This window comes from Rubrimonas sp., from assembly GCF_036788415.1.
Taxonomy (GTDB): domain Bacteria; phylum Pseudomonadota; class Alphaproteobacteria; order Rhodobacterales; family Rhodobacteraceae; genus Rubrimonas.
In genome coordinates this window covers 1-10,573 of sequence record NZ_DAIQNN010000089.1, presented here as the reverse complement: position 1 = coordinate 10,573, position 10,573 = coordinate 1, and the positions used below count along the sequence as shown (strand labels likewise).

10 protein-coding genes are annotated in these 10,573 nt (G+C 68.6%); 8 read left to right on the top strand and 2 right to left on the bottom strand.

Annotated elements, in window-relative coordinates:
• The first annotated feature begins 186 nt into the window (after positions 1–186).
• Positions 187–768, top strand: a complete 582-nt coding sequence (locus tag V7Q31_RS15070; protein ID WP_333834685.1) for a hypothetical protein — start codon at positions 187–189, stop codon at positions 766–768.
• 663 nt (positions 769–1,431) lie between these two features.
• On the opposite strand, the gene V7Q31_RS15065 is transcribed toward V7Q31_RS15070, so the two are convergent.
• Positions 1,432–2,412 (bottom strand): fatty acid desaturase family protein, encoded by a 981-nt coding sequence (locus tag V7Q31_RS15065; protein ID WP_333834684.1) that lies wholly within the window; start codon positions 2,410–2,412, stop codon positions 1,432–1,434.
• Here V7Q31_RS15065 and V7Q31_RS15060 point away from each other — a divergent pair.
• The 4 genes from V7Q31_RS15060 to V7Q31_RS15045 are packed head-to-tail and all read left to right on the top strand — an operon-like array spanning position 2,405 to position 5,175.
• Positions 2,405–3,124 carry a sigma-70 family RNA polymerase sigma factor gene (locus V7Q31_RS15060; protein ID WP_333834683.1) on the top strand — a complete coding sequence of 240 codons (720 nt, stop codon included), beginning with the start codon at positions 2,405–2,407 and terminating at the stop codon, positions 3,122–3,124. The two genes, V7Q31_RS15065 and V7Q31_RS15060, sit on opposite strands and share 8 nt — an antisense overlap.
• Complete coding sequence (locus V7Q31_RS15055) at positions 3,121–3,882, top strand: zf-HC2 domain-containing protein (protein WP_333834682.1); 762 nt, start codon at positions 3,121–3,123, stop codon at positions 3,880–3,882. The genes V7Q31_RS15060 and V7Q31_RS15055 overlap by 4 nt, the downstream gene beginning before the upstream one ends.
• 31 nt (positions 3,883–3,913) lie before the next feature.
• Entirely contained in the window at positions 3,914–4,639 is a 726-nt protein-coding gene (locus tag V7Q31_RS15050) for a Bax inhibitor-1/YccA family protein (RefSeq protein WP_333834681.1), read from the top strand.
• Between the two features lie 26 nt (positions 4,640–4,665).
• Positions 4,666–5,175 (top strand): DUF2076 domain-containing protein, encoded by a 510-nt coding sequence (locus V7Q31_RS15045; RefSeq protein WP_333834680.1) that lies wholly within the window; start codon positions 4,666–4,668, stop codon positions 5,173–5,175.
• Positions 5,176–5,755: 580 nt separating this feature from the next.
• Here the strand turns inward: V7Q31_RS15045 and V7Q31_RS15040 are convergent.
• A complete protein-coding gene (locus tag V7Q31_RS15040) occupies positions 5,756–6,463 on the bottom strand; it encodes an inorganic diphosphatase (protein WP_333834679.1) in 708 nt (235 codons plus the stop codon).
• A gap of 160 nt (positions 6,464–6,623) precedes the next feature.
• On the opposite strand from V7Q31_RS15040, the gene V7Q31_RS15035 reads away from it, so the two are divergent.
• The 3 genes from V7Q31_RS15035 to V7Q31_RS15025 are packed head-to-tail and all read left to right on the top strand — an operon-like array spanning position 6,624 to position 10,387.
• Positions 6,624–7,739 carry an ABC transporter ATP-binding protein gene (locus tag V7Q31_RS15035; protein ID WP_333834678.1) on the top strand — a complete coding sequence of 372 codons (1,116 nt, stop codon included), beginning with the start codon at positions 6,624–6,626 and terminating at the stop codon, positions 7,737–7,739.
• A 10-nt stretch (positions 7,740–7,749) separates the two neighbouring features.
• Entirely contained in the window at positions 7,750–8,703 is a 954-nt protein-coding gene (locus V7Q31_RS15030; RefSeq protein WP_333834677.1) for an extracellular solute-binding protein, read from the top strand.
• A 10-nt stretch (positions 8,704–8,713) separates the two neighbouring features.
• Positions 8,714–10,387, top strand: a complete 1,674-nt coding sequence (locus V7Q31_RS15025) for an ABC transporter permease (RefSeq protein ID WP_333834676.1) — start codon at positions 8,714–8,716, stop codon at positions 10,385–10,387.
• Positions 10,388–10,573: the final 186 nt, after the last annotated feature.

Here is a 10,573-nt window from a genome sequence, read left to right as displayed (position 1 = left end):
AAGCGAGGATCTCGAAATGCTTCAGTCCATAACTTCTGCGATTGATTGCACGGAAGTGATCTTTTCGGGCTATATTTTGCAGAAGCTTGCATAGAGCAGTATCTAGCCGAGAACGTCCTGAACTGGAGAAGTGACTTTACCGTTCGCCTTGAAGAAGGTTAGCCGACGCAAATACGGGAGGCATGTATGAAGATTGCGATCTTAGCTTGGGGGTCTCTGGTCTGGGATGATAATTGGCCCAACTTCGATAAGCAGCGGGGGGATTGGTTCACTGATGGCCCGATACTGCCCCTAGAATTTTCGCGGGTGTCGGCATCACGTGATGGCGCGCTCACCTTGGTCATAGATACCTTGAATGGCAAAGACTGCAAAGTAATGTATGCGCTAAGCAAGCGTACGAACCCTGATGATGCAATTGCAGACCTGCGTGACCGCGAAGGCACGATCATGAGGCACATTGGCTTCTGCTTCGCAAAAAATCTTGAGCTCAAATGCGTGCCTCCTGTCCCGCCATCCATCCCCATTTGGGCGAGTAGCAATAAAATCGAATTGGTCATCTGGGCTGGGTTACCCTCAAATTTCTCCGATAGGAATGCAGTAAAGGCAGGTACGAAATTCTCTGTCGAAGCAGCCGTGGCCCACTTGCAGAACATATCGCCTAAAGGAAAGGCTGCTGCGGCGGAATATGTATGGCGCGCGCCAGAGTTAGTGGTTACACCACTCCGAACTAAGCTTCAGACCGAACCATGGTTCGAAGAGTCCAAATGATAGCCCGTAATCATTGAAAGGATAAGCGATTGGCAATGGTGGCACCTCCTGCAGATAGCCAACTGCCTCCGAGGCCAAACCGGTTCGCCTCGAACGTCCACTCTTCAACTTTTCTGCAAGTGCCATGTTGCCCTGCAGTCAGGCAGGTCCCGCTCCCTTCCTGCCATTTCAGAGCATTGCCGCGTATGGCCGAAGTGTGCGCATCACTGCCCGAGGGACGGCAGGCAGTTCTGGGCTTCAACCGCAACACGCTGCCCCAGCTAGCGGCCGCTGCCGCTCGCGCGAACGGCCGTCCACCGGAGGTTCCACCGGCCCCCTCGACCGTCCGTTTTCGGGAGCGGACGGCCCCTCGTCCGATGTCGCGTCGGGCGCCCCGGCAGCGGGTGAACTCGGTCACACAGCCGGGGGAGCCGCCGTTCGCCGGAACCGAGGCGCGCGTCGGCAATGCGGACCTTGCGGCCTTTCGCCGGCGCGGCATTCCGTGGGTCGATCAAGAGAGCTCGACTGGCACGAGCGCCCCGGGGTCCTGCTGCGTCGCAGCATTCGTTCCGAAAGCGGTCGTCTACCGGCCCGGCTGGAGAAACGATCAATTCCGATATTCTGCCGCAGGCGCGCAACCTCGCTGCATCGCGGACAACCTTCTTGCGCTGCCACGCAGCGGGGTCAGCCCGCCTCTCCCGTGGCCGACGCTCTCGCTGACGTTGTCAGCCGGGCCTCGGAGGTCCGCCGCAGCGCGGTCTCGGGGATCGGCCCCGCGAGTTGCCGCAATGCGGCGTTGACGAGCCCGCCGTCGAAGCGCCCGCCGAGGCGGCGCTGGGCCTCCGGCAGGCCGCTCCATGGCGTGGCGGGGGTGCGGTGATGGGTGGCGTGCAGGTTGAAGTTCAGCATCGCCACCTGCAGCGGCCGCGGCAGCGTCAGGTCGCGGCCGGCCATCGGGTCGTCGAGCGGGGTGGCGTAGTGATAGGCGTTGTCGAGGAATGATACGAGAAAGGCCCTGCTCAGCAGCGCCGCCGCCAGCATCCACCAATTCGGCCCGTAGAGCGCGAAGCTGCCGCAGAGTCCCGCAGAGATGGCAAGCCCGTCGAGCCGCATCCGGCTGCGCCCCGGCTCCTCCAGCAACTGCTTGCGCGCCGCGCCCCACATGCTGCGCCCGTCCGGGGCCTCGTCGCCGAAGGCGAGCAGGATGATGGGCCGCCAGAACCGGTCGGGCAGGATCGCGAGAGCTGCGACCGCGACCTCGCCGAGATAGAGGCCGCCGAACAATCGGGCATAGTAGAGCGTTCGCTCCCGAAAGGACGGTGCGCCGCGAGCGACCTCGACGCGATTGAGAACGGAGCGGTTGAAGCGGTGGTGCATCAGGTGGCCGAGCCTAAGCACCTGGAAGGGAGAGCCGAAGAGCCCTGCGAGGAGCCGACCCAGCCGGTCGTTCCAGCGCCGATCCGGGTGCAGGGCGCCGTGGATGGCCTCGTGGATCAGCGACCACAGCGTTGGCGTCGCAAGCACCGGGAGCACGAGTGCGACGCCCCAGAGCGGCGAGAGCGGCAGCAGCCAGAGCGGGACGACGACGATCATCAGCAGGTTGGCCGCGACCAGAGCCACGCCGAGGCCCAGGTTCAGCCCGACGGGAATGACGGCGTTGGCCATCGACGCCTCGCTCGCGGCCTTTGGTCTGCACCTGGCGCCATATTATCCCACATGGGGCGACGCTGACCAGTTGAGAGCGCAACAGGAACCTTTTCCGCCATGCGCCAAACAAGCCTGCGATGACGTCAGCTATCGGGAAGGGTTTCGCCGCGCCGTCCGTATACCCCGCATGAAGCATCGCGGTCCTCGCCTCGACGTTCTTGCCCATCTGCCGGCCCTGCGCCGCTACGCGCGCTCGCTGACGCGCGACGCGGACGCCGCCGAGGACCTCCTGCACGACGCGCTCCTTCGCGCGCAGGAGCGGCGGAATACGTTCTCGTCCGATCGGCCGCTCGGGCCTTGGCTCATGAAAGTGCTGCACAACGTCTTCATCGACGGTGCGCGCCGCCGCGCCGCCGAAAGCCGGGCGGTCGCGGCGGCCGGCGAGGCCGCGCCGGCCTGGGAGGAGGCGTCGCAGGAGCATGCGACGCGTCTGGCCCAGGTGCGCGCGGCGTTCCTCCAGCTCCCGGACGACCAGCGCGCGGCGCTGCATCTCGTGAGCATCGACGGGCTCACCTATGACGAGGCGGCCGAGGTTCTCGGCGTTCCCGTCGGCACGGTCCTGTCCCGCGTGTCGCGGGCGCGCGCCTGGTTGCGGGCTTTCGAGCAGGATGGGCGCCAGCAGGACGGGCGCAGCCGGCCGTCGCTGCGCATCGTGGGAGACGACGCATGACGACCGTCGGGAGCCCGATCATCGAGGACGATCTGAACGCCTATGTCGACGACGAGCTCGACCCGGGGCGCCGAATCGCGGTCGAGGCGCATCTCGCCGCGCGGCCCGCTCTCGCGGCGCGCGTGATGGCCGACCTGCGCGTTCGCGACGAGTTGCGGCTCGCACTCGCGGCATGGCCCGCAGCCCCGCGTCCCCGCACGACGGAGGCCGCGCGCCAGCTCGAGCGCAGTCTCGCGACTGGTCGCCTGCTCGCCGCCGGGCGCCGCGCGGCGGCGGTGTCGGCGCTGGTGGGCGTAGGCTGGCTCGCCCATGCGGGGCTCGGTCCGGCGCTGGTCGCCGAGCCGGCGATACCGCCCTTCGTCGAGGAGGCGGCGCGCGCCTTCGCCACGACAGCGCTCAGGGCGCGGATGGCCTCGCAGCCGGAGAGCGTCGGCTACGACCCCGCCGAACTGCGCACGGCGACGGCGATCGTCATGCCGACGCTGCCCGCCGACTGGACGGTGCAGGACGTGCAGGTGTTCCCGTCGCGCTTCGGCCCGAGCGTCGACCTCGCCGTCGAGACGCGCGAGTTCGGCCGCGTCTCGCTGTTCGCCGTGCGGCCGGGTGGCTTCGCGGTCGTCGAGCCGACGATGGCGACGCTCGGCGCGACCGAGGCGGCCTACTTCCAGATCGGCGAGGTCGCCTACGCCGTCGTCGCGGGCGTCGAGGCCGACGGTCTCGACCGCGCGGCGCGGCGTCTTTTCGACAGCCTCCACTGATCCTCTCACCCAGCACAGACGGGAGCCGACGATGAGCCAGTCCCCCTACGCCCGCTCGGCGGGCTTCGCCCCCACCGCCCGGACCGGCGCCGCCTTCGACGATGGCCTGCGTCAACACATGCTGCGCATCTACACCTACATGGCGGGCGGCGTCGCGCTGACCGGCCTCGTGGCCTTCATCGTCGCGGCGACGCCGGCGCTCTACGTGCCGATCTTCTCCACGCCGCTGAAATGGGTGGCGATGCTCGCGCCGCTGGCCTTCGTGCTGGTGTTCAGCTTCCGGATCGAGCGCATGTCGGCCGCGGGAGCGCAGGCCGCCTTCTGGGCGTTCTGCGCCGTGATGGGCCTGTCGCTGGCCTCGGTGTTCCTCGTCTTCACCGGCCTGTCGATCGCGCGGACCTTCTTCATCGCAGCCGGGATGTTCCTCGGGATGAGCCTCTACGGCTACACCACGCGGCGCGACCTGACCCAGGTCGGCTCGTTCCTGATCATGGGCCTGATCGGCGTCATCATCGCCAGCGTCGTGAACCTCTTCCTCGGCTCGACCGCGCTGCAGTTCGCCATCTCGGTGATCGGCATCGTCGTCTTCCTCGGACTGACCGCCTGGGACACGCAGGCGATCAAGGCGCAGTACGCCGAGCATCTGGGCGCCGAGACGGACCAGAAGATGGCGGTCATGGGCGCGCTGTCGCTCTATCTCAACTTCGTCAACATCTTCCAGCTGCTGCTCCAGTTCACGGGCCAGCGGGAGGAATGAGCGTCCACAGACAGGAGAGAAATCCAATGGACCAGAACGACCGCGCCGCCATCGAGGGCCTCTTCGGCAAGCTCGCCGTCGTCGAGCGGCAGGCCCCGCCCGTCGACGGGCAGGCCGACGCCTTCATCGCCGAGCGCCTCGCGAAGCAGCCTAAGGCCCCCTACTTCATGGCGCAGACGATCGTCGTGCAGGAATACGCGCTGAACGAAGCGCAGGCGCGCATCGAGCAACTCGAGGCCGAACTTGCGCAGCGCCCCGCCGCGGGCGGTCTCTTCAGCGGTCTGTTCGGCGGCGGCGCGCCCGCGCGCCCGACCGCGTCGATGCGCCGGTCCGCCGGGCAGGCGCCGATGCAGGCCGCGCCGCAGGGCGGCGGATTCCTCGCCGGCGCGGCGCAGACGGCGATGGGCGTCGCGGGCGGCATGATGCTGGCGAATGCGATCGGCGGCATGTTCGGCGCGGACGAGGCGATGGCGTCCGAAGAGGACCCGCTCGCCCAGGGCGGGTTCGACGACGCTGAAATGGATGAGGAGTTCTGAGCCTCCGATGCGCCTCGGGTCCGCGGTCCGGCTAGGATGGCGGCCCGGTTGCGAAGAAGGCGGCGCTGGCGGCGACCCGATCGTCGCCGCCAGCCGCGGGCGTCGTCTTGGTCCGCACGCGCCGCCCTCGGTTACGGCGACTGGCAGCAGCGGTCGGCCACTACGTTACCAGGTCACCGAGTGGCGGACCTTGCGGGCTTGCGCGGCTGCAGCAATTCATCAGTTTGACCGAGGTCGTTGCGGCGTCGCTCGCTTCGGGGTCATGGCGCGACACAGCATTCGCATCAGAAGCTGACATTCACCAGCGGACCGGTTGTTGATTGGCCCGATGCCGAGACCTCATACGCCCATGACAGATCAATGGTCTGCGACGCCGATCGGCGTCGGGACCCCATGCTAATCTACAAACTCGGCCTAGAAGTGCTAAGCGCGGCGCGCGTGAAGTCGACTCGGCCCCCGCAGTCGGTGCTTCCTGCCCAAGCTCGGCCCTGCCGGTGATCGGTGCGCATTGCCGACGACCAAGTCGGCGCTCCGGCCAGCAACCTGACCGGAGCTTAAGGCGCGAGAACGTCCGGCGCGATCAGCGGCCGGCTTCGAAGTTCGCGGCGGCTGCTTCGAGGACGGCGCGGGCGGATTTGGCGTCTTCGAACCCGAGTCCCTCCATGCCGCCGTCCGGGCCCTTGTAGTTGGCGAACCAGATGTCGACGATCTGGCTTGCGCCGGGGAATTCCGAGTCGAGCTGCGCCATGCTCTCGACATGAGCGAAGGGCGAGTCCTTGGCCAGCACCGCCACGAGTTTGTCGTCCTGTTCGCCGCCGTCGAGCATCTTCAGCACGCCGATCACGCGCACGTCCACCACCTCGCCGCGCGGCACGGCTTGGCCGAGCACGATCACGTCGAGGGGGTCGCCGTCGCCGCCGAGTTCCTTGGGAAGGGCGGTGCCGGGGATGGAGCCGTAATTGCCTGGATAGCCGAGAAAGTTGATCAGGCGCGGCGCGCCCTTGCGCAATTCCCAATAGACGGCTTTGGGATCGTCCTTGCTCACCTCCCACTTCGCCGAGGTGCCCGTCGGGATTTCGATGATCGCGCGGACGGTCCCGTCCTCATTCATCGCCTTGAGGCCCATCAGGTCCTCGGCGCCGACGATGGTGAAGTCGTCCTTCCGGGTCATCGTGGCGGCGTGCGGCGTGGTTTCGCTGAAGGCGAGACCGCCGAGCGCCTCGGCGTGGGCGGCATCTGAGAGAAGGGCGAAGCCCATGGCGGCGGCGAGTAGGATCGGTCTGGGCATTGGTCCATCTCCGTCAGAAACAGTCGGTCAAGAGCTAGCACGGCTCTGCGACAGTTGGATGAATGCGGACCCCGCCGAAGCGCGCGCAACGCGCCGTCATCAAACTGTCGCGTCCGCCCACTACGTGTCGCTCCAGACCAGAGACGCGGGATCGGGCGGCATGGAAGACAGGGCGCTCGGCGCGGTGACCCCAGCGATATCGACGCATGATCTGCGTCTGAGCTACGGCGCGACCGAAGTTCTGCGCGGCGTCGACGTCGCGGTGCCGCCTGGCGGGACGCTCGCCTTGCTGGGTCCCTCGGGCTGCGGCAAGACCACGCTCCTGCGGCTGGTCGCCGGACTCCTGTCGCCGAGCTCCGGCGAGATCGCGATCGAGGGCCGCGTCGTCGCGGGCCCGGGCCGGAGCGCGCCGCCCGAGGCGCGGGGCCTCGGCATGGTGTTCCAAGACTATGCGCTGTGGCCGCATCTGAGCGTCGCGGGCAATGTGGCCTTCCCGCTCGAGATGGCGGGGACGCCCCGCGGCGAACGCGAGCGGCGCGTCGCCGCCGCGCTCGAACGCGTGGGGCTGGCCGCTTTCGCCGGGCGCAGCCCATCGGCGCTGTCGGGCGGACAGCAACAGCGCGTCGCCATCGCCCGCGCGATCGTCGGCGCGCCGCGGATCGTGCTGTTCGACGAGCCCCTGTCGAATCTCGACCGCGAACTCCGCGAGACCATGGTAGCCGAACTGGGCGCCTTGATCCGGGGTCTCGGCCTGACCGCAATCTACGTCACGCACGACCAGTCCGAGGCGCTGACGCTCGCCGACGAGGTCGCGGTGATGGACGCCGGGCGGATCGTCCAGCTCGCCGCGCCCGAGGATCTGGTCGAGCGCCCGGCGAGCGCCGCAGTCGCCGCGTTCCTGCGTCTGGGCGCGATCCTGCCGCTGACGCGGGTCGGCGACGGATGGTCGCTCGGGGCCCGCGCGCTCGGGCCGCTGAGCGACCCGTTCCGCCCACCCTCGGATCGCCCGGAGGCCGCGCGCGCCGACGTCCTCGCAGCGCCGCGCGCACTGCGGATAGCCCCCGCCGAGGAGGCGACGCTCCGTGGCCAGGTGGTGGCGATGCAGTATCGCGACATGGCCTATGTGGCGACCATCCGTCTCGACGCCGAGGCCTCGGGGCTGACCGTCCAGATTGCAAGCGACGCCCGCATGCGCCTTGGGGAGCGCATCGGGCTGGAGATCGTCCCCGAGCGTCTGCGCTGGTTTCCAGCCCGGACCCAAGCACCCGCCCATTAAGGAGAAGACCATGCTCGAAGCCACGCTCCGCGCCGGCGTCGCCGCTGCGACCCTGCTCATCGCCGGCGCCGCCGCCGCCGACGTCACCGTCTACACCGCCGGCCCCGGCGCGCTGATCGAGAAGCTCGCGGCGGGATTCACCGCCGAGACGGGCGTCAAGGTCGAGTTCTTCCAGGCCACCACGGGCAAGGTGATGGCCCGGATCGAGGCCGAGGCCGCCAACCCGGTGGTCGACGTGCTGATCTCGGCCTCCTGGGACACCGCGACCGATTTCGCCGCGCGCGGCTGGCTCGCGCCCTATGCGAGCCCGAACGCGGCGACCGTGCCCGACTTCCTCAAGACCGAGACGGCTGTGGCGCAGGGCGTGGCGGCGCTCGCCATCGCCTGGAACCCGGCGTCGGGAACGCCGCGGCCCGCCGAATGGGCCGATCTCGCCGGGCCCGACTACAAGGACCTCGTGAACCTCCCCGACCCTGCGCAATCGGGCTCGGCCTTCGAACTGGTCGCCGCGCTGTCGGCGACGCAGGGCATGGAGCTGTTCGAGAGCCTCGCCGCCAACGGCGCCGCTGTCGCCGGCGCCAACGCCGCGGCGCTCAACCCGGTGCTGCAGGGCGCCAAGGCCGCGGTCTTCGGCGCGGTCGACTACATCGCGCTCAACGCGAAGGCCAAGGGCGAGTCGATCGAGGTCATCTTCCCCGAGAGCGGGACCGTCGTCGCGCCGCGGCCGGTGATGATCCTCAACTGGTCGAAGAACCAGGACGACGCGCGCAAGTTCGTCGACTATGTGCTGTCCGACGCTGGTCAGGCCATCGTCGCCAGTGAGAACCTCATGCCCGCGCGCAGCGACGTCGCGGCGGACCGCCCGCTGATCGCCGACCTGACGATCCTGCCGATCGACGCGGACGCGGCGTATGGCCAGCGCGCCGAAACGCTCGAAGCCTTCGGCGCGATCTTCGCGCAGTAAGGCGGCGCGCGTGGCGCGGACGCGCGCGGCGATCCACCCCGCCGTCGCGCTCGCCGCGGCGGGGCTCGCCGTGGTCGTGGCCGTGCCGTTCGCGGCCATCCTGCTGCAGGCGGTGTTCCCGCAGCTGGGGAGCGGCTCCTTCGCCGCGCCCTTCTCCGCGATGGCGGATGCGCTCGGCGATCCCAAGCTGCTCGGCATGGCCGGCAGGACGGTGCTTCTGGGCGTCTGCGTCGTCGCGTTGTCGGCGGCGGTGGCCGTGCCGCTCGCCGCGCTGCGGGCGCTGTTCCGCGTGCCGGGCGCGGTCGTCTGGGACGTGCTGTTCCTCATCCCCTTCATGATCCCGCCCTACATCGCCGTGCTCGGCTGGATCATGACGCTGCAGCCGCGCGGATACCTCGCGCAGATCGCGGGGTTCGACCTCGCGTCGTTCCTGTTCTCGCTGCCCGGCATCGTCTTCGTGATGACGCTCAACACCTTTCCCGTCGTCTATTTCGCCGTCTCGCGCACGCTGGAGACCGTGGGCTCGCGCTACGCCGATGTGGCGCGCGTGTTCGGCGCGAGCCCGGCCCGCGCCTTCTGGCGCATCACCCTGCCGCTCTCGACGCCGGGACTCGCGGCGAGCCTGCTGCTGGTCTTCGCCATGGCGATCGAGGAATACGGCACCCCCGCCGCCCTCGGCTCCCGGGCGGGGTTCGACGTGCTGGTCACCGCCATCGACCTGCGCGTCTCCGACTGGCCGATCGATCTGCCGGGGGCGGCGATCCTGTCGCTGGTGCTGGTGGTCCTGTCCTTCGGCGCCTTCCTCCTGCAACGCTGGGTCCTGAACCGCCGCTCCTACGAGGCCACCACCGGGAAGCCGCAGAACAGCGTGCGACGCGCGCTCGGCGTGTGGACGCTCCCGGTCCTCGCCCTCTTCGCGACGGTCGCCTTCGTCGCGACCCTGCTGCCGCTGGCTGCGATCCTCGCAACCGCGCTGTCGCGGACCCTGTCGGGGGGCCTCGCCCGGTCCAATCTCGGCCTGAGCAACTTCGCGACGATCCTCACCGATGCGCCCGGGGCGCTGAAGGCGCTTGGGACGAGCCTGTCGCTGGGCCTCGCCGCAGCGCTCGTCACCGGCCTTCTCGGGGCTCTGTCGGCCTATGCCGTGGTGAAGTCGCAGGCGCGCGGGCGCAGCGTCCTGGACGTGCTGACCATCCTGCCCAACGCGCTGCCCGGCATCGTCGTGGCAGTCGGGCTGATCCTCGCCTGGAACCAGCCCTGGCTGCCGGTCACCCCCTACAACACAGCGATGATCCTGCTGCTGGCCTATTGCTGCATCCTGCTGCCGCAGCCGGTGCGCTACGCCACCGCCGCCTTCCACCAGATCGGCGACAATCTCGAGGCTGCGGCCCGCGTGGCCGGCGCCCCGCCTGCGGTGGCGTTCCGCCGCATCCTGCTGCCTCTGATCCTGCCGAGCCTGCTGGCCGCGATGCTGCTCGTCTTCGCCGTCGCCACGCGGGAGCTGGTCGCATCGGTGGTGGTGGCGCCGGTCGGGGTCTCGACGATCTCGACCTATATCTGGCGGCAGTTCGAGCAGGGGTCGGTGGGCCTCGGCATGGCGATGGCGTTCGTGACCATCCTCATCACCACGGCGCTCCCGCTCGTCGTGCTCAGCCTGATGGGCCGACGGGGAAACCTGCTTTGACCCTGATCATAGGTCGGCGAGCGACGATCCTTTTTCCGCCCCGCTTATCCGCGGACCGCGACCATGACGCTATCGCAACGAATGTCCGCTCTCTGATCGGCGCCGCAGCATGGATCTTGGCCCCAGCCGCAACTAACCACGCTGCGCGCGCGTGCAGCATGATTGCGTTGGGTCCGGTATGGGCTC

What these genes read in the sequence shown, in the direction of transcription:
- V7Q31_RS15070 (WP_333834685.1), top strand. Translation starts at nt 187, where the DNA reads ATGAAGATTGCGATCTTAGCTTGGGGGTCTCTGGTCTGGGATGATAAT.
- V7Q31_RS15065 (WP_333834684.1), bottom strand. Translation starts at nt 2,412, where the DNA reads ATGGCCAACGCCGTCATTCCCGTCGGGCTGAACCTGGGCCTCGGCGTG.
- V7Q31_RS15055 (WP_333834682.1), top strand. Translation starts at nt 3,121, where the DNA reads ATGACGACCGTCGGGAGCCCGATCATCGAGGACGATCTGAACGCCTAT.
- V7Q31_RS15050 (WP_333834681.1), top strand. Translation starts at nt 3,914, where the DNA reads ATGAGCCAGTCCCCCTACGCCCGCTCGGCGGGCTTCGCCCCCACCGCC.
- V7Q31_RS15045 (WP_333834680.1), top strand. Translation starts at nt 4,666, where the DNA reads ATGGACCAGAACGACCGCGCCGCCATCGAGGGCCTCTTCGGCAAGCTC.
- V7Q31_RS15040 (WP_333834679.1), bottom strand. Translation starts at nt 6,463, where the DNA reads ATGCCCAGACCGATCCTACTCGCCGCCGCCATGGGCTTCGCCCTTCTC.
- V7Q31_RS15035 (WP_333834678.1), top strand. Translation starts at nt 6,624, where the DNA reads ATGGAAGACAGGGCGCTCGGCGCGGTGACCCCAGCGATATCGACGCAT.
- V7Q31_RS15030 (WP_333834677.1), top strand. Translation starts at nt 7,750, where the DNA reads ATGCTCGAAGCCACGCTCCGCGCCGGCGTCGCCGCTGCGACCCTGCTC.